At 73.3% G+C, this 17,794-nt stretch carries 17 protein-coding genes; 14 read left to right on the top strand and 3 right to left on the bottom strand.

What is annotated here, in order from left to right:
* Nucleotides 1–68: 68 nt before the first annotated feature.
* The 9 genes from WAB15_RS10155 (at nucleotide 69) to WAB15_RS10115 (ending at nucleotide 10,777) form a co-directional block, all read left to right on the top strand.
* A complete protein-coding gene (locus WAB15_RS10155) occupies nucleotides 69–695 on the top strand; it encodes an NUDIX domain-containing protein (RefSeq protein WP_399144482.1) in 627 nt (208 codons plus the stop codon).
* A 164-nt stretch (nucleotides 696–859) separates the two neighbouring features.
* A complete protein-coding gene (locus WAB15_RS10150) occupies nucleotides 860–3,040 on the top strand; it encodes a tetratricopeptide repeat protein (RefSeq protein WP_407286021.1) in 2,181 nt (726 codons plus the stop codon).
* Between the two features lie 168 nt (nucleotides 3,041–3,208).
* The gene (gene ald, locus WAB15_RS10145) at nucleotides 3,209–4,324 is read left to right on the top strand and encodes an alanine dehydrogenase (protein WP_407289197.1); all 1,116 of its coding nucleotides are present in this window, start codon (nucleotides 3,209–3,211) and stop codon (nucleotides 4,322–4,324) included.
* Between the two features lie 492 nt (nucleotides 4,325–4,816).
* Complete coding sequence (locus tag WAB15_RS10140; protein WP_399144480.1) at nucleotides 4,817–5,833, top strand: ParA family protein; 1,017 nt, start codon at nucleotides 4,817–4,819, stop codon at nucleotides 5,831–5,833.
* The gene (locus WAB15_RS10135; protein WP_399144478.1) at nucleotides 5,830–6,483 is read left to right on the top strand and encodes a hypothetical protein; all 654 of its coding nucleotides are present in this window, start codon (nucleotides 5,830–5,832) and stop codon (nucleotides 6,481–6,483) included. Before WAB15_RS10140 ends, WAB15_RS10135 begins: the two co-directional genes overlap by 4 nt.
* A 184-nt stretch (nucleotides 6,484–6,667) precedes the next feature.
* On the top strand, nucleotides 6,668–7,792 hold the full coding sequence (locus WAB15_RS10130) for a segregation and condensation protein A (protein WP_407286020.1): 1,125 nt from the start codon (nucleotides 6,668–6,670) through the stop codon (nucleotides 7,790–7,792).
* Nucleotides 7,789–8,490 (top strand): SMC-Scp complex subunit ScpB, encoded by a 702-nt coding sequence (scpB, locus tag WAB15_RS10125; RefSeq protein ID WP_407286019.1) that lies wholly within the window; start codon nucleotides 7,789–7,791, stop codon nucleotides 8,488–8,490. The genes WAB15_RS10130 and scpB overlap by 4 nt, the downstream gene beginning before the upstream one ends.
* Entirely contained in the window at nucleotides 8,490–9,611 is a 1,122-nt protein-coding gene (locus tag WAB15_RS10120) for a pseudouridine synthase (protein ID WP_399144475.1), read from the top strand. The genes scpB and WAB15_RS10120 overlap by 1 nt, the downstream gene beginning before the upstream one ends.
* Before the next feature lie 119 nt (nucleotides 9,612–9,730).
* Entirely contained in the window at nucleotides 9,731–10,777 is a 1,047-nt protein-coding gene (locus tag WAB15_RS10115) for an ADP-ribosylglycohydrolase family protein (RefSeq protein ID WP_399144532.1), read from the top strand.
* Between the two features lie 13 nt (nucleotides 10,778–10,790).
* Here WAB15_RS10115 and WAB15_RS10110 read toward each other — a convergent pair whose 3' ends face one another.
* Nucleotides 10,791–11,522 carry a DNA polymerase beta superfamily protein gene (locus WAB15_RS10110; protein ID WP_407286018.1) on the bottom strand — a complete coding sequence of 244 codons (732 nt, stop codon included), beginning with the start codon at nucleotides 11,520–11,522 and terminating at the stop codon, nucleotides 10,791–10,793.
* Nucleotides 11,523–11,756: 234 nt separating this feature from the next.
* Here WAB15_RS10110 and aroH point away from each other — a divergent pair, with 234 nt between their 5' ends.
* The 5 genes from aroH (at nucleotide 11,757) to der (ending at nucleotide 16,269) form a co-directional block, all read left to right on the top strand.
* Nucleotides 11,757–12,119 (top strand): chorismate mutase, encoded by a 363-nt coding sequence (aroH, locus tag WAB15_RS10105; RefSeq protein WP_399144474.1) that lies wholly within the window; start codon nucleotides 11,757–11,759, stop codon nucleotides 12,117–12,119.
* The gene (locus tag WAB15_RS10100; protein WP_399144473.1) at nucleotides 12,116–13,201 is read left to right on the top strand and encodes a prephenate dehydrogenase; all 1,086 of its coding nucleotides are present in this window, start codon (nucleotides 12,116–12,118) and stop codon (nucleotides 13,199–13,201) included. The genes aroH and WAB15_RS10100 overlap by 4 nt, the downstream gene beginning before the upstream one ends.
* A gap of 86 nt (nucleotides 13,202–13,287) precedes the next feature.
* Entirely contained in the window at nucleotides 13,288–14,019 is a 732-nt protein-coding gene (gene cmk, locus WAB15_RS10095; protein ID WP_399144472.1) for a (d)CMP kinase, read from the top strand.
* A 107-nt stretch (nucleotides 14,020–14,126) separates the two neighbouring features.
* The gene (locus tag WAB15_RS10090) at nucleotides 14,127–14,714 is read left to right on the top strand and encodes a lysophospholipid acyltransferase family protein (RefSeq protein ID WP_399144531.1); all 588 of its coding nucleotides are present in this window, start codon (nucleotides 14,127–14,129) and stop codon (nucleotides 14,712–14,714) included.
* Between the two features lie 94 nt (nucleotides 14,715–14,808).
* Complete coding sequence (gene der, locus WAB15_RS10085) at nucleotides 14,809–16,269, top strand: ribosome biogenesis GTPase Der (RefSeq protein ID WP_399144471.1); 1,461 nt, start codon at nucleotides 14,809–14,811, stop codon at nucleotides 16,267–16,269.
* 79 nt (nucleotides 16,270–16,348) lie between these two features.
* On the opposite strand, the gene WAB15_RS10080 is transcribed toward der, so the two are convergent.
* Both WAB15_RS10080 and WAB15_RS10075 read right to left on the bottom strand, forming a co-directional pair.
* Entirely contained in the window at nucleotides 16,349–16,693 is a 345-nt protein-coding gene (locus tag WAB15_RS10080; protein WP_393494858.1) for a hypothetical protein, read from the bottom strand.
* Between the two features lie 119 nt (nucleotides 16,694–16,812).
* Nucleotides 16,813–17,622, bottom strand: a complete 810-nt coding sequence (locus WAB15_RS10075; protein ID WP_399144470.1) for a hypothetical protein — start codon at nucleotides 17,620–17,622, stop codon at nucleotides 16,813–16,815.
* Nucleotides 17,623–17,794 lie beyond the last annotated feature (172 nt).

Raw genomic sequence — 17,794 nt, 5'->3', positions numbered from 1 at the left:
TCCTGGAGGGCGTACCCCGGTTTCTGCGTTGGCCGAGGCTTGTGCACATACAGAGAGGACGTCGCGCCATGGCGATCAAGGACACCCCGGAGGAGTGGACGGTCACCGCGACCACGACGCCGTTCACCGGGAACAAGACCAGCGTGCGCACCGACGAGGTGGTCATGCCGGACGGCACCACCGTCACCCGCGACTACCAGGTCCACCCCGGCTCCGTGGCCGTTCTCGCCCTCGACGACGAGGGCCGGGTGCTGGTGCTGCGCCAGTACCGCCACCCCGTACGCCAGAAGCTGTGGGAGATCCCCGCCGGGCTGCTCGACATCCCCGGTGAGAACCCGCTGCACGCCGCGCAGCGCGAGCTGTACGAGGAGGCACACGTCAAGGCCGAGAACTGGCGGGTGCTGACCGACGTCTACACCACGCCCGGCGGCTGCGACGAGGCGGTGCGGATCTTCCTGGCCCGCGATCTGTCCGAGGCCGAGGGGGAGCGGTTCGAGGTCTCCGAGGAGGAGGCCGACATGGAGCTGGCGCGGGTGCCGCGCGAGGAGCTGGTGCGCGGAGTGCTCGCCGGTGAGCTGCACAACAACTGCCTCGTGGTGGGGGTGCTGGCGCTGATCGCCGCCGAGGGCGGCGCGGGGCTCGACGCACTGCGGCCGGCCGACGCGCCGTGGCCGGCCCGCCCCTTCGAGGCCTGAGCGCCCGCCCCGGCCGCATACCGGTCGGATGATCCGCCGAACCGATCGGGTGACCCGACCGACGTGCTCCGCACGGGACGTGACGGGGCGTGAACTACGCTCGACGGCGACCCCGTCCGCGCTCGCGGGCGGGCTCGTACGCGCGGGTGGACGGAGCGTGACCGGTGACGGATCAGGCGGTGGGCGGGGAGCACCTCCCGCCGGAGTCGGCGGACGTGCCCGCCGCGGCGCTACCGTGCCGGCGCGACGCGGGGCCCCGCCGGGACGCCGCCGCCCGCCCCACCGTCCCGGCGCCCTTGCCCGAGCCCGCCACCCCGTCCGAGCCGGGCGGACCCCGGTCCGCGCGGTCCGCCACGGAGTTCGCCGGCCGCCGCCGTGAGCTCAAGGAGCTGCGCGCCGACATCGCCCGGGCCGGTCTGGACACCCTCTCCGGACGCAAGGGCGCGCGCAGCCGGGTGCTGCTGATCGCCGGACGCCCCGGCTCCGGCCGTACGGCGCTCGCCGAGGAACTGCTGCGCGAGCTGGCCGGCGGCTACCCCGACGGGGTGCTGCGGGCCACGCTGACCGGGCCGGGCGCCCGGCCGGCCGACACCGGGCGCACCGCCCGCGACCTGCTGGCCGACCTCGGCGAGGACGCCCCACCGGGCGCCTCGGAGGACGAGCTGACCGAGCGGCTGCGCGGTGCGCTCGCCGGGCGCCGGGCCCTGCTGTTCCTGGACGACGCCCAGGGCGCCGACGAGGTCGAGCCGCTGCTGCCGGACGCCCCGGACTGCCTGGTGGTGGTGGTCTCCCAGGGGCCGCTGACCGGTATCCCGGACGTCCGGCCGTGCGCCCTGGGCGGCCTGGACAGCGCGGCCTGCGTCGAGGTCCTCGCCCGCTACGCCGGACCGACCCGGATCACCGTCGACCCGCGGACCGCCGAGAGCGTCGCCGAGGAGTGCGGCGGCCAGCCCGCCGCGCTGGTCCTGGCCGGTGCCTGGCTCGCCGCCCGCCCCAAGTCCTCGGTCGCCGATCTGCGCCAGGCGCTGGGCGCCGTCCCGCTGCCCGAGGACCTGCCCAGCGGCGCCCGCCCGCTCTTCCGCGCCTTCCACCTCGCCCATGCGGCGCTGCCACCGCCCGCCGCGCGGATACTGCGGCTGACCACCCTGGCGCCGGCCGGCCTCGTGGACGCGCAGATCGCCTCCGCGCTGGCCGGCTGCTCGGTGGCCGCGGCTGCCACGGCGCTGCGCGACTTCGCCGCGCTCGGCCTGCTGCGGCCGGTCGCCGCCGGGGACGACGCGGACTCCGCCACCCGTACGCCCGACGCCGCGCTGCTCCCGCAGTACCGCCTCCCCGGCTGCCTCGACGCGCTGGTGCGCGAACTGCTCCAGGAGCACGAGCGGCCGGCCGAGATCCAGCTGGCCCGCGCCCGGATGCTGGAGCGGACCGTACGGCTGCTGCAGTCGTGCCGGGCGATGGGCGAGCCGGATGGTTCCCCCGCCCGCCAGCAGGTCGCCGGGCTGCCCCGCTCGCTCCGCTTCAGCTCCCGGCAGGCCGCCGCGCAGTGGCTGAGCAGCCGCCGCGGCGCGCTGCTCGACGCCGCCCGGATCGCCGTCGCGGACGGTGAACTGGACACCCTGGACCGGCGGTTGATGGCGGCGCTGACCAGGACGCTGCTCGCGCACCGGGGCCCGAAGGGCGCGGCGCCCGACCTCTACGCGCTGCACGGGCTCGTCCTGAAGGTCGCCGAGCGGCGCGGGCTGGCGCGCGAGAAGGCCGCCGCGCTGCTGAACCTCGCCGATCTCGACGGCCAGGCGGGCCGGACCGCCCAGGCGGCCACCCGCTATCGGGGCGCGCTGGAGGCGGCCCGTTCGGTGAAGGACCCGGTGGCCACCGTGCGGGCACTGGAGTCGCTGGGCGACACCTACACCGAACTGGGCGACTGGCAGCGGGCCGCGGACTGGTTCGGGCGGGCGCTGGAGCTGCGGCTCGCCCGCGGCGAGGCCGCTGCGGCGGCGCGGCTGCACGGCCGGATCGGCGGGGTGTACGTCTCCGCGGGGCGGTGGGGCGAGGCGCTCAAGGAGTGGCGGGCGGCCGCCAGGACGCATCGGCGGCTGGGCGAGACGGCCGGCCAGGCGCGGGCGATGGGGGAGGTGGCCCGGGTCCAGGAGGGCGCGGGACGGCCCGAGGAGGCGTTGCGGACCTGTCGTGAGGCTCTGGAAACCGCCCGGAAAGCGGACGACGGACGGCTTCAGGCGGTGCTGCAGCTGCGGATTGCGGACACCCTCGAACGGCTCGGCGACCCGGCGGCGGCAGGGGTCCATCGCGCCGTGGGGGAGCGTCTCCTCGAAGATCACCCGGAGTGACCTGCGAAATCGGTAGTGCCTCTGGCAGAAATTAATGCTTTGCAAGGCTAGACAAGAACAGGTCCTTCAATAGACTGGCTGGGCCGCGTACGGCGCGGTCAGTTCCGTCATGCATCGCATGAGGGGATAATTCCTCCTGCACCCTCTCATTCAAGGACCGTGATCGACGTGAAGGTCGGCATCCCCCGCGAGGTTAAGAACAACGAGTTCCGCGTGGCCATCACGCCCGCCGGAGTCAATGAACTCGTCCGCCACGGCCACCAGGTCTTCATCGAGAAGGACGCCGGCCTCGGCTCGTCCATCACGAACGAGGAGTACGTCTCCGCCGGCGCCGCCATCCTCGGCACCGCCGACGAGGTCTGGGGTACCGCCGACCTGCTGCTGAAGGTCAAGGAGCCGATCGCGGAGGAGTACCACCGCCTCCGCAAGGACCAGACGCTCTTCACCTACCTGCACCTGGCCGCCTCCAAGGAGTGCACGGACGCGCTGCTGGAGTCCGGCACCACCGCCATCGCCTACGAGACCGTCGAGACGGCCGGCCGCCAGCTGCCGCTGCTCGCCCCGATGTCCGAGGTCGCGGGCCGGATCGCCCCGCAGGTCGGCGCGTACCACCTGATGCGCCAGGCCGGCGGCCGCGGTGTGCTGCCCGGTGGTGTGCCCGGTGTCGCCGCCGGCAAGGCCGTCGTCATCGGCGGTGGCGTCTCCGGCTGGAACGCGGTGCAGATCGCCGTGGGTCTCGGCTTCCACGTCACCCTGCTCGACAAGGACATCAACAAGCTTCGCGAGGCCGACAAGATCTTCGGCACCAAGGTGCAGACGATCGTCTCCAACGCCTACGAGCTGGAGAAGGCCGTCGTCGAGGCCGACCTCGTCGTCGGTGCCGTCCTGATCCCCGGCGCCAAGGCCCCCAAGCTGGTCACCAACGAGCTCGTCGCCAAGATGAAGCCCGGAAGTGTCCTTGTCGACATCGCGATCGACCAGGGCGGCTGCTTCGAGGACTCCCGTCCCACCACGCACGCCGAGCCGACCTTCCCGGTCCACAACTCGGTCTTCTACTGCGTCGCCAACATGCCCGGCGCGGTGCCGAACACCTCCACCTACGCCCTCACCAACGCCACGCTGCCCTACATCGTGGAGCTGGCGAACCGCGGCTGGGTCGAGGCGCTGCGCCGTGACCCGGCGCTGGCCAAGGGTCTGAACACCCACGACGGCAAGGTGGTCTACCAGTCCGTCGCCGAGGCCCACGGCCTCGAGCACGTCGAGCTGCGCACCCTCCTCGGCTGAGGCTGCGTCAACGAAGCGTGTCAACGCTGCACATCCGGCCGGGCCTTGGCGACAGGGCCCGGCCGGTCGCATGTGTCCCCCGCGCGGTGGCCCGTTCCGGAACGTCGTCTCTCAACTCGCCGCGAACGTAACCCTTTAACCGATTCGCGTACCCCCGAAACATCGGTCCGATACCGCTCGCGCCCTTGACATCGGGGGGTCCGGTTACCGACACATCGTGCCGGGTCCGGTGGATTGTGTTGCTGCGGACGCCCGACACGCCATAGAGTCGCCAACCGTCGGCATGGTGCCACGCTGACCTATCGATAAAGTTTCCTGGTCACGTCCAAGGAGGTAAGACGACTTGTGAATGAGTCGACATTTACTCCCGGAGGTGGTCACCCAGGAGCGGTTGCACGGGGCCAGGGTCCCTCGGGGCTCGAGGCTGTCGGCTCCGTAGCGGTCCGCACCTTCGCAACGCACCAGAGCATTTCCACGACAGCCCACCAGAGTATGGACGGCCATCACGTGAACGCCATGGCCGGCGACCGGGGCAGTGGAGAACCCGCCCGTCTCGCCGACTACGACGACCTGCCCCAGGGGCACTTCTACGATCCGGACGCGGAGTACGAGCCGGACCCCGAATACGCCGCGACGCTCGCGCCGGACGCCGCGCGCCAGCGCCGCGAACGCGTCGGGCCGACCGGACGCCCGCTCCCTTACTTCCCCATCCCCGGCCCGCTCTCCGAGCACGGCCCGGCGAAAATCATCGCGATGTGCAACCAGAAGGGCGGGGTCGGCAAGACCACCTCGACCATCAACCTGGGCGCCGCACTCGCCGAATACGGACGACGGGTGCTGCTCGTCGACTTCGACCCGCAGGGCGCCCTGTCGGTCGGACTCGGCGTCAACCCGATGGAGCTCGACCTGACGGTCTACAACCTGCTCATGGAGCGGGGCATGTCGGCCGACGAGGTGCTCCTGAAGACCGCGGTCCCCAACATGGACCTGCTGCCCAGCAATATCGATTTGTCAGCGGCAGAGGTGCAGTTGGTCAGCGAGGTCGCCCGCGAGTCGACCCTCCAGCGCGCCCTGAAGCCGCTGCTGGCCGACTACGACTACATCGTGATCGACTGCCAGCCCTCCCTCGGTCTGCTCACCGTCAACGCCCTGACGGCGGCTCACAAGGTCATCGTGCCGCTGGAGTGCGAGTTCTTCGCGCTGCGCGGGGTCGCGCTGCTGACCGAGACGATCGAGAAGGTCCAGGAGCGGCTCAACCCCGACCTGGAGCTCGACGGCATCCTGGCGACGATGTACGACTCCCGTACGGTGCACAGCCGTGAGGTGCTGGCGCGTGTCGTCGAGGCCTTCGACGACCACGTCTACCACACCGTCATCGGCCGTACCGTCCGCTTCCCCGAGACCACGGTCGCGGGCGAGCCGATCACCACGTACGCCTCCAACTCCGTCGGTGCCGCCGCCTATCGCCAGCTGGCCAGGGAGGTGCTCGCCCGGTGTCACGCCGAGTGAGTTTGCCGGGAGCCGACGAACTGTTCCGTACCACCGGGGGAGTGGGGCTGCAGCCCTCCAGCCCCCGTCGCACCGCGAACGGTTCGGCGGCCGCGGCCAACGGCGAGGCGTCCCGCGTGCCCGCGCCGGCCGGCGAGCCCGAACCGGCGTCGGAGACGTCGGAGGCGGCCACCGCCGTCCGGCAGCGGCGCTCCGGCAGCGGCTCCGACACCGCGGCGCCGGCCGGGGACGGCGGACCGGCCACCCCGCCCCGGGTGCCCGCGGTCGCACCCCCGGCCGAGCACAGCGGCCGCGAGGCGGACGGCGACGGGGCCAAGGGCCACCGCGCCCAGGCGGGCCAGTCCGGCCCGTCGGGTCCGGACGCCGCCGCGGCCGCCGTACAGGCCGGTGGCCAGGGCCGCCGGCGCGGCGGCGGCCGCGGCGCCAACCGCCGCCCCAGCGGCCGGGAACGGCACGACGAGAAGATCACCGTCTATGTCTCCGCCGAGGAGCTCATGGACCTGGAACACGCCCGCCTGGTGCTGCGCGGCGAGCACGGCCTGGCCGTCGACCGCGGCCGTATCGTCCGCGAGGCGGTCGCCGTCGTCCTCGCCGACCTGGAGTCGCGGGGCGACGCCAGCATCCTGGTACGGCGGCTCCGCGGCCGCTGAGGCGGTGCCCGGACGGCGCCGTCGCCGCGGTGCGGAAACGTCTCGCCGGGTGGGGCTCGGCCGCGTCGGGGCCGGTCAACGGCCATTGCGCGGGCCACGCGGGATAGCCTGCCCTCTCCGCGGGTCATCCCGCGCGTGACCAGCCCGTCGCCTCCGGCGCGGGACCGCAGCACCATGGACCGCGATGCCGACGACCAACGACGACACCCCCGCGCCCCGCGCCCGCAGACCTCTCGGGCGCGGGCCGGGTGCGGGGCCGATGGCGGCACCCGCGCCGGCGGAGCCACCGGCGGCGGTCGAAGCGCCGGTGGCGGACGAAGCGCCGGCCGTCCACGAGGCGCCGGTCGCGGACGAGACGCCGGCGGTAGCGGAGGCACCCCGGCCGACGGCTGCGCCTGAAGCGGCGGACGAGTCCGAGGCTGCCGGCGAGCCCCAGGTGGTGGGCGCCTCCGAGGAGGCTCCCGCGGGGGGCGGCGAGGCGACCTTCACCCTGCGGCTCGACAACTTCGAGGGCCCCTTCGACCTCCTGCTGCAGCTGATCTCCCGGCACAAGCTGGACGTCACCGAGGTCGCGCTGTCCAAGGTGACCGATGAGTTCATGGCACACATCCGGGCCATGGGGCCGGACTGGGACCTGGACCAGACCACCGAGTTCCTCGTCGTCGCGGCGACGCTGCTGGATCTGAAGGCCGCCCGGCTGCTGCCGGCGGCCGAGGTGGAGGACGAGGCGGATCTCGCGCTCCTGGAGGCCCGCGATCTGCTCTTCGCCAGGCTGCTGCAGTACCGCGCGTACAAGCGCATCGCGGACATCTTCAGCGGCCGGCTGGCGGACGAGGCGCGCCGCCGCCCCCGTACGGTCGGGCTGGAGCCGCACCACGCCGAGCTGCTGCCCGAGGTCGTCATCAGCATCGGAGCCGAGGGCTTCGCCAGGCTCGCGGTCAAGGCGATGCAGCCCAAGGCCAAGCCGCAGGTCTACGTCGATCACATCCACGCCCCGTTGGTGAGCGTGCGGGAGCAGGCCGAGGTGGTGATGGCGCGGCTGCGGGAGGTGGGCGAGAGCACCTTCCAGGAGCTGGTCGCGGACGCTCCGGACACCCTGACCGTCGTGGCGCGCTTCCTGGCCCTGCTGGAGCTCTACCGGGAGCGGGCGGTGATGCTGGACCAGGAGGAGGCCCTGGGGGCGCTGACGGTGCGCTGGATGGGCGCGGAGGGGGCCGAGCCGGTGGTCACGGACGAGTTCGACCAGGAACCCTCGCAGCGCGCCGCGGAGGCGGAGCGGGGCGGGCGAGCGGAAGAGGAGCGGGCATGAGCGGCGCGGCCGGTGGCGAGGCGTACGACATCACGGAGACCGGCGCGGACGGCGGCGGCCCCCAAGAGGGCTCCGAGGCGCCCACGGGGGCGCTGGGCGTCGCCGAGCTGGCGCTGAGGCCCGCGCTGGAGGCCGTCTTGATGGTCGTCGACGAGCCGGCGACCGAGGAGCACCTGGCCAGGGTGCTTGAGCGGCCCCGGCGCGCGGTCGCGCTGGCGCTGCGCGAGCTGTCCGACGACTACACCCGTGAGGGCCGCGGTTTCGACCTCCGCCTGGTGGCAGGCGGTTGGCGCTTCTACTCCCGTGCCGAGTACGCGGACGCGGTGGAGGGCTTCGTCCTGGACGGCCAGCAGGCCCGGCTCACGCAGGCCGCATTGGAGACTCTGGCCGTGGTCGCGTACCGTCAGCCGGTCAGCCGTTCCCGTGTCTCGGCCGTGCGCGGAGTCAACTGTGACGGTGTGATGCGCACGCTCCTCCAGCGCGGACTGGTGGAGGAGGCGGGGACGGAACCTGAAACAGGTGCGATCCTGTACAGGACGACGAATTACTTTCTGGAGCGGATGGGCCTGCGCGGCCTGGACGAGCTCCCTGAGCTCGCACCGTTCCTCCCGGAGGCGGACGCGGTCGAGGGTGACTCCGCGGAAGGTATCCCGTCGTTCGACGTAGACGACAGCGGCGACTCTCAGACGGATCATTGATGCGAAGCAGCGGCAGGAACAACAGGGACAGCGGGCGCGGCAACTACCGCGGCGCGGGCAACAAGAAGGACGAGAAGCAGCAGCGCGCCGGCCGCCCCCGTCCCGAGGAGCGCCGCTACGACGTGGGCGGCACCGGCGGCACCGGCGGCTCCTCGGAGCGGAAGGACGAGCGCCGGGGCGGCGGCAGCCGGGGCGCGGATGCCCGCGGCGGCGCCAAGGGCGGTCCCCGTACGGGCGCCGCCTCCAAGGGAGCCCGTCCGGGCGGCAAGGGCGGTGGCCCGCAGCGCGGCCGCGGCCAGGCGCCCGCGCGTCCCCGCGAGTACGACGCCCAGGTCGAGGAGCGCAACCGCGCCCGGCACAACAAGCCGCAGGTCAAGACCCCCAAGACGTTCGGGGAGCAGGAGGGCGAGCGGCTCCAGAAGGTGCTGGCCAGGGCCGGTATGGGCTCGCGGCGGGCCTGCGAGGAGCTGATCGACCAGGCGCGGGTCGAGGTCAACGGCCGCATCGTCACGGAGCAGGGTGTCCGGGTCGACCCGGAGAAGGACGAGATCAAGGTCGACGGCCTGACGGTCGCCACCCAGTCGTACCTCTTCTTCGCGCTGAACAAGCCGGCCGGCGTCGTCTCCACGATGGAGGACCCGGACGGCCGCCAGTGCCTGGGCGACTACGTCACCAACCGAGAGACGCGGCTGTTCCACGTCGGCCGGCTGGACACCGAGACCGAGGGCATCATCCTGCTCACCAACCACGGTGAGCTGGCGCACCGCCTGACGCACCCGCGCTACGGCGTCAAGAAGACCTACCTGGCCGCCATCCAGGGCCCGCTCCCGCGCGACCTGGGCAGGCAGCTCAAGGACGGCATCCAGCTGGAGGACGGCTACGCCCGCGCCGACCACTTCCGCGTCGTGGAGAACACCGGCAAGAACTACCTCGTCGAGGTGAGCCTCCACGAGGGCCGCAAGCACATCGTGCGCCGGATGCTCGCCGAGGCCGGCTTCCCGGTCGACAAGCTGGTGCGGACGGCCTTCGGCCCGATCGCGCTGGGCGACCAGAAGTCGGGCTGGCTGCGCCGGATGACCAACACCGAGGTCGGCATGCTGATGCGCGAGGTCGAGCTGTAGCTCTCGCCGCCGGGGTCCGCCACAGGGCCCCGTTGGCGACCCCGCAGCGCCGGGGTCGCCCTTGCGCCGCCCACCCGCCACCCCTTAACGTCATCATGACGATTAAGGGGTGGTTTTTGATGCAGTCCACGGGGGCGGCCCGGTCCACGGGAGCGACGGGATCCGAGTCGGCGGCGACCGGCGCGCTGATCGGGCTGGCGCTCGGTGACGCGCTCGGCTTTCCCACCGAGTTCAACGACGTACCGGCCATCCTGGCCAAGTGCGGCCCGTGGCGGCGGATGGCGCTGCCCGACCCCGCCATCGTCACCGACGACACCCAGATGACGCTGGCGCTGGGGCGCGGGCTGCAAACGGCCCTGGCGGGCGGCGAGCCGGCTCCGGAGCGCCTCGTGGGCCCGGTGCGCGAGGAGTACGTCGCCTGGTGGCGCTCGCCCGACAACAACCGGGCGCCGGGCGGCACCTGCCTGCGCGCCTGCGAGCTGCTCAGCGCTCCTGACCGGCCCTGGGCCGACGCCAGCCAGATCGGGTCGAAGGGCTGCGGCGCCAATATGCGGGTCGCACCCATCGCCCTCGTACCGGGGCTGACCCCGCAGCAGCGCTCCGGCGCCGCCCAGCTGCAGTCCGCGCTGACCCACGGACACCCCACCGCGCTCGCCGCGAGCGATCTGACCGCCCGCGCGGTGCGCGCCCTCATGGACGGCGCCCGGCCCGCCGAGCTGCCCGGCCTGCTGCGCGCGTACGCCCACGGCCGGCGCACCGTCTACCGGGAGGACTGGCTCGGCGATCTGTGGCGGCGCGGCCAGGACCCGTCACCGACCGCGTTCATCGCCCGTGGCTGGGACGAGTGCCTGGGCGTCCTGGACCGGCTGGAGGCGGCGCTCGCCGCACCGGACGCGGAGGCCGACCCCTGCCTGGCCACCGGCGCCGGCTGGATCGCGGAGGAGGCGCTGGCCACCGGGCTGCTGTGCTTCCTGCTCTTCCCCGACGAGCCGCTCACCGCGCTGCGCCGGGCCGCCTGCACCTCCGGCGACTCCGACTCGATCGCCTGCCTCACCGGGGCCTTCGCCGGCGCCCACCTCGGTGCCGGCGCCTGGCCCGAGGAGTGGGCCGCCCGAATCGAGTACCGCGACGAGCTGCTGGCGCTCGGGGCGGCCTGGGACGCCTGAGGCCCCGGGCCCGTCAGGCGGCGCCGGGCGCCGAGGAGCCGCCCTGGCCGAGTGCCGAGGCCCGCCGGGCCCGGAACAGGAAGTCCGCGACCCGGGCCCCGTCCGGCTCGGCCGGCAGCGGTGAACCGGACACCGCCGCCTCGGCCTCCTCGGACAGCCGCGCCATCCGCCGCTCGACCACGTCCCAGGCCACCTCGCCGCGCCGGACCGCCAGCAGCTCCTCGCGGTCGCCGCCGACGTCCAGCGTCAGCGCGCCCGTACGGAGCAGGTCCCGAGAGCAGGCCAGTAGGCGCAGCAGGTGCATGGCGGGCTTCCACCGGGGTGCGCCGTGCCGCCGCAGATCGGCCCGCAGCTGTTTGAGCTGCCCGGTGGCGTAGCCGGCGAAGGTGCGGTGGACCTGGCGGGACAGGAACGCCTCGCGCAGCGCGAGCAGCTCCCTTCCGGTGCCGTCGAGACGCTCGACGAGCGGGGAGTGCAGGCACTCCAGGACGGTGGGGTTGGCGCGCAGTGCCAGCTGGCAGAAGCGTTCCAGCTCCCAGGAGAACTCCTCCTCGCGGGGCCCCTCCACATGGGTCGGCGGCTTCTCGAAGCCCCAGAAGAGCCTGGTGGGGGCGAGGAACACCCCGCGCCGGTCGGTGTCGCTGCTCGCGGTGGCCAGCCCGAAGGCGCGCGAGCCCATCACACACGCGTAGACGGTGTGCTCGGCGACCAGGGAGTGGCCCGATTGGCCGGTGGCTGCGGACATGGCGGCGATTGTGGCCGGGGGAGGGGCGCTGTGTCACCAGGTTTGCGCGCCGGGTGCGGGGCCGGCGGGAGACCGGTCACCACCGGTGCCCGGCCGGTCGCCGCACCCGTGCACCGCCGTCCCGGGCGGCTGCGCGGTCACCCGTCGTGTACGGAATGTCAGTGCGGCTGGTTACGCTGATCAGTGCGTGCACAGGTGCGTGAACGCGGCACACGACGCAAGGGGAGCAGTGACGTGGCGGTACGAGCGGTCCGCGGGGCCGTCCAGCTGGAGCGGGACGACGCCGAGCATATGCAGGAGCAGGTCGGCGAGCTGCTCACCGCCATTCTGGAGCGCAACGGGCTGCTCGTGGACGACCTGATCAGCGTGTGGTTCACCGCCACCCCCGATCTGCACAGCGACTTCCCGGCCGCCGCCGCACGTGCCCTGGGCATCACGGACGTCCCGTTGCTCTGCGCCCAGGAGCTCGCCGTCACCGGCGCCATGGAGCGCGTGGTGCGGGTGCTCGCCCATGTCGAGACCGGACTGTCCAAGGCCGGGATCGCCCATGTCTACCTCGGCGCGGCCGGGGCGCTGCGAAAGGACATCGCGCAGTGAGGACCGCACTCGTCATCGGAACGGGCCTGATCGGCACGTCGGCCGCCCTCGCGCTCAACGCACGGGGCGTGCAGGTCTTCCTGGAGGACCACGACCAGGCCCAGGCCCTGACGGCCGCCGCGCTCGGCGCGGGCGTCGCCGAGGCGCCCCCGGGGCCGGTCGATCTGGCCATCGTGGCCGTGCCGCCGGCCCATGTCGCGGCGGCGCTGGCCGACGCCATAGGGCGCGGCGCGGCCCGCGCCTACATCGACGTCGCCAGCGTCAAGGGCGGCCCGCGCCGCGAGCTGGAGGCGATGGGCTGCGACCTGGCCGGCTATTTGGGGACGCACCCCATGGCCGGCAAGGAGCGCTCCGGCCCGCTGGCCGCCACCGCCGACCTCTTCGAGGGCCGCCCCTGGGTGCTCACCCCGACCCGCGACGGCGACACCGAGGTGCTCAACCTCGGCCTGGAGCTGGTCGCGCTGTGCCGGGCCGTCCCCGTGGTGATGGACGCGGACGCCCACGACCGCGCCGTGGCCCTGGTCTCGCACACCCCGCAGCTGCTCTCCAGCCTCGTCGCCGCCCGCCTCAAGGGCGCCGACGAGACCGCCGTCCGGCTGTGCGGCCAGGGCATCCGGGATGTGACGAGGATCGCGGCCTCCGATCCGGCGATGTGGATCGACATCCTGTCCGCCAACCCCGGCCCGGTCGCCGACGTGCTCGCCGAGATCGCCGCCGATCTGGACGAGACCGTACGGTCCCTGCGCGCCCTGGAGTCCACCGACGAGCAGAAGCGTGGCAGCGGTGCGGGCGGCATCGAGGACGTGCTGCGGCGCGGCAACGCCGGGCGCGAGCGGGTCCCCGGCAAGCACGGCGCCGCCCCGGCCGCGTACGAGATCGTCGCCGTCTACATCGGCGACCAGCCCGGTGAGCTGGCCCGGATCTTCGCCGACGCCGGCCGCGCCGGGGTCAACATCGAGGACGTCCGCATCGAGCACGCCACCGGTCAGCAGGCCGGCTTCATCCAGCTCATGGTCGAGCCGCAGGCGGTGCCGGGGCTGACCGCGGAGCTGCGGGAGCGGGGCTGGTCCATCCGGCAGTGACACCGTGGACGGCGCCGTGCGGGTGAGCCAGTAACCTTGTGCGAGGCCCTTGTGCCCTTGGACCCCCGCCCCGTGTAACAAGAAAGGTGTTCGTCACCGTGGAAACCGCCGCTCGGACCGCCCCGGCCGCAGTGATTGTCGCCATCGACGGCCCCGCAGGCACGGGCAAGTCCAGCACGTCCAAGGCCGTCGCCGCCAAGCTGGGATTCGGCTACCTCGACACCGGTGCCCAGTACCGCGCGATCACCTGGTGGATGCTGAGCAACGGCATCGACGTCCAGGACGCGACCGCCGTGGCCGACGCCGCCGCCAAGCCCGTGATCGTCTCCGGCACCGACCCGGCCGCCCCGACCATCACGGTCGACGGTCTGGACGCCGCGGGCCCGATCCGCACCCAGGAGGTCACCTCCGCGGTCAGCGCCGTCAGCGCGGTCCCCGAGGTGCGGACCCTGATCACCGACCTGCAGCGCTCCATCGCCGCCGCGGCCCCGCGCGGCATCGTCGTCGAGGGCCGGGACATCGGCATCACGGTCCTGCCGGACGCCGACCTCAAGATCTTCCTGACCGCCTCCCCCGAGGCCCGGGCGGCCCGCCGCAGCGGCGAGCTCAAGGGCAAGGAGGCCTCCGACCTGGCCGCCACCCGCGAGGCGCTGATCAAGCGGGACGCCGCCGACTCCTCCCGCAAGACCTCCCCGCTGGCCAAGGCGGACGACGCGGTCGAGGTGGACACCACCGAGCTGACGCTGGAGCAGGTCATCGAGTGCGTGGTCACCCTCATCGAGGGCGTCAGCGCCGAAAAGGCGGGACTCGCGCGGTGACCGACCGGGGCGGGGCGCCGAGCGCGGCCGGCGCCGGGGCCGGGCAGCGGTCCGGCATCCCGAGCGCCGCGGGTGCCGCGGTCGGCCGGCGGATCGGCATCGGCCTGATGTACGGGCTGTGGCGGCCGCGGGTGCTGGGCGCCTGGCGGGTGCCGTCGTCCGGCCCGGTGATCCTCGCCGTCAACCACTCGCACGGCATCGACGGCCCGATGCTGATGGGCACCGCGCCCCGGCCGGTGCACTTCCTGATCAAGAAGGAAGCCTTCGTCGGCCCGCTGGACCCGTTCCTGCGGGGCATCGGGCAGCTGAAGGTGGACCGCAGCACCGCCGACCGCAAGGCGATCACCGACGCGCTCGGGGTGCTGGAGCGCGGCGGGGTGCTGGGGATCTTCCCGGAAGGCACCCGTGGCGAGGGCGACTTCGCCTCCCTGCGGGCGGGCCTGGCGTACTTCGCGGTGCGCTCCGGGGCGGCGGTCGTGCCGGTGGCGGTGCTCGGCGGCAAGGAGCGCCGCAGCCGGCTGACGTCGGCGGTGCCGCCGCTGCGGGCCCGGATCGACGTCGTCTTCGGCGACGCCTTCGAGGCGGGCGACGGCACGGGGCGGCGCACCCGCAAGGCGCTCGACGAGGCGACGGTGCGCATCCAGGAGCGGCTCACCGCCCACCTGGCCGAGGCACGGCGCCTGACCGGGCGCTGACCCACACTTGAGTGGTGGACCGCGGAGCGCGGCCCACCACTCGCGAAGACCACGCGGCGGCAGCCGCACATTGAATGCGTGAGGAACGGACTTCATGAACGACCAGATCCCCACCGGCGACGAGCACGGTGCGCTTGGCGACGCCGAGTACGCGGAGTTCATGGAGCTCGCCGCGGAGGAGGGCTTCGACCTCGAGGAGGTCGAGGGCGACATCGCCGCGGCCGGCCACGGCCCGCTGCCCGTCCTCGCCGTCATCGGCCGCCCGAACGTCGGCAAGTCGACGCTGGTGAACCGCATCATCGGCCGCCGCGAGGCGGTCGTCGAGGACAAGCCGGGCGTCACCCGCGACCGCGTCACCTACGAGGCCGACTGGAACGGCCGCCGCTTCAAGGTCGTCGACACCGGCGGCTGGGAGCAGGACGTGCTCGGCATCGACGCCTCCGTGGCGATGCAGGCCGAGTTCGCCATCGAGGCCGCCGACGCGGTCGTCTTCGTCGTCGACGCCAAGGTCGGCGCGACCGACACCGACGAGGCCGTCGTCAAGCTGCTGCGCCGCGCCGGCAAGCCGGTGGTGCTGGTCGCCAACAAGGTCGACGGTCCGTCCGGCGAGGCCGACGCCGCCATGCTGTGGTCGCTGGGCCTCGGCGAGCCGCACCCGATCTCCGCGCTGCACGGCCGGGGCACCGGCGACATGCTCGACGCCGCGCTGGAGGCGCTGCCCGAGGCGCCCGCGCAGACCTTCGGCGCCACCGTCGGCGGCCCCCGCCGGATCGCGCTGATCGGCCGCCCGAACGTCGGCAAGTCCTCGCTGCTGAACAAGGTCGCCGGCGAGGAGCGGGTGGTGGTCAACGAGCTGGCCGGCACCACCCGCGACCCGGTCGACGAGATGATCGAACTGGGCGGCAAGACCTGGAAGTTCGTGGACACCGCCGGTATCCGCCGCCGGGTGCACCTCCAGGAGGGCGCCGACTACTACGCCTCGCTGCGCACCGCGGCGGCCGTGGAGAAGGCCGAGGTCGCGGTCGTCCTGATCGACGCGGGGGAGTCCATCAGCGTCCAGGACCAGCGGATCATCACGATGGCCGTGGAGGCCGGACGCGCCCTGGTCATCGCCTACAACAAGTGGGACAACCTCGACGAGGAGCGCCGCTTCTACCTGGAGCGGGAGATCGAGCGGGACCTCGTCCAGGTCCCGTGGGCGATGCGGGTGAACGTCTCCGCGCGCACCGGCCGCCACATGGAGAAGCTGGTCCCGGCGATCGAGACCGCGCTGGCCGGATGGGAGACCCGCATCCCCACCGGGCGGCTGAACGCCTTCCTCGGTGAGATCGTCGCCTCCCACCCGCACCCGATCCGCGGCGGCAAGCAGCCCCGCATCCTCTTCGGCACCCAGGCCGGCACCAAGCCCCCGCGCTTCGTCCTGTTCGCCTCCGGCTTCCTGGAGGCCGGCTACCGCCGCTTCATCGAGCGCCGCCTGCGCGAGGAGTTCAGCTTCGACGGGACGCCGATCCACATCTCGGTGCGGGTGCGCGAGAAGCGCACCAAGAAGAAGTAGCGAGCGGGGCGTCCCGGCCGACCGGGACGCCCCGGGCGCCGAAGCGGCCGCCGCGCAGTACGCCGACCCCGGCAGCGGGTCAGCGGCCGTGCTGGCGGCCGTCGCGCTGTCCGGGGGGCAGCGCCGGGACGTGCCCGCGCGGGGGGTGGTACGGCTGGCGGCCCACGACCTCCCAGTGGCCCGTGGAGGCCGTCGTACGGCCCCAGTTCCCCGTGCCGCGCAGTGTCTCCGAGGTCTCCGGCTCGTCCGAACGGTCCCCGGGCAGGGCCCGGAAGGAGCGGCGGTACTCGGCGTACAGCGCGTCGTAGATCGGCGTGGCCGAGCCGCGGTCGGTCGTGTGCGTCGGCCCGTGTTCGTGCGACGGGCGCATGCCGGGGATCTGGTGGGAGTACGGGGCGCGGGAGGAGGGGTCGTATGCGTGCACGTATGTGCCAACGACCCCGATGGCCGTGGGATGCGGCTTTCCTGCGGAAATGGCTGATCGCGAGGGCATGACCGGCCGAATCGGCGGTCCTGCCCCCGCGATCGGGTGGCGCGGGGCGGTCAGGTGCCGGCCAGCGGCATCGCCGCGGCGACCAGGGCGTCCTGCGCGGCGGCCTCCTCCAGTGCCTGCCGCATCAGGTCCTCGCGGGGCTGATGGCCGATGGTGCCCGCGGGCGCGGCGTACATCAGGACCGTCTGGGCCTTGTTGGCGGCGGCGCGCCAGCCGTCGGAGACCGCCAGCGGCTGGTGGGCCTGCCACCAGGCGGCCTGGTTGCCGGCGCTGCCGGGCTGCAGGACGGCGTGCAGCTTGCCCATGGCCAGCAGCGCGGACCAGCCCGGGTTGAGGGTGGGGAGCCGGTTCATGTCCTTCACCGGCTGGAAGCCCTGCTCCATCAGGAGCGGGAGGAAGTCGTCGGTCAGGCCGGCCGAGCCGGGGCGGGCGATCGGGCCGTCCGGCTCGACCACCAGGGCGGGGCGCAGATCGCCCTCGATCAGCACCAGACCGCAGGTGATCCCGAGGGTCGCCTGGCGCTCGTTGCCGGGAGCCGGGCCGGTCGGCGCGGTGTCCGGTGCAGGAGTACGGGGGGCGGCGTCCTCGCCGGTGATGGAGCGCACGGCTCCCTGGAGCTGCTCCTCGGACACCGGGACGACCTGCGAGGGGATGCACGTGGCATGGGCGAACGCGAGCACCGCGGTCTCCTCGCCCACGAACAGGACGGTGCTGGTGCGCTCCTGCTCGCTGTCGCCTGGGGTGCGGCAGGAGGTGCAGTCGTAGCTGCCGGGGGCGTCGCCACCGGCCAGCAGGCGGTCGGCTTCTTCGTCGCCGATCTCGGCGCGAACGTCGTCGCTGACGTCGAGCATGCGCGGCACGGGTGGCTCCTCGATCTCTGTGCGTCTGCCGGGCGGTCTCCCGGCTTGTACAAGGACAACGGGTGACCTGCGGCAGGAGTCACGCGACGACGGGAACAGAATCGAACCAATCCCCGCACAGCGGAAAACCAAGGAAATGCGCCCAGGAACCGGTCACTTACCGCCAGCTTCC

Origin of the sequence: Streptomyces sirii, from assembly GCF_045690365.1 — a bacterium.
In the GTDB taxonomy this organism is placed as follows: Bacteria; Actinomycetota; Actinomycetes; order Streptomycetales; family Streptomycetaceae; genus Streptomyces; species Streptomyces sirii.
Note: the sequence above shows the minus strand (reverse complement) of the source record. Positions and strands in the feature narration are given on the sequence as shown.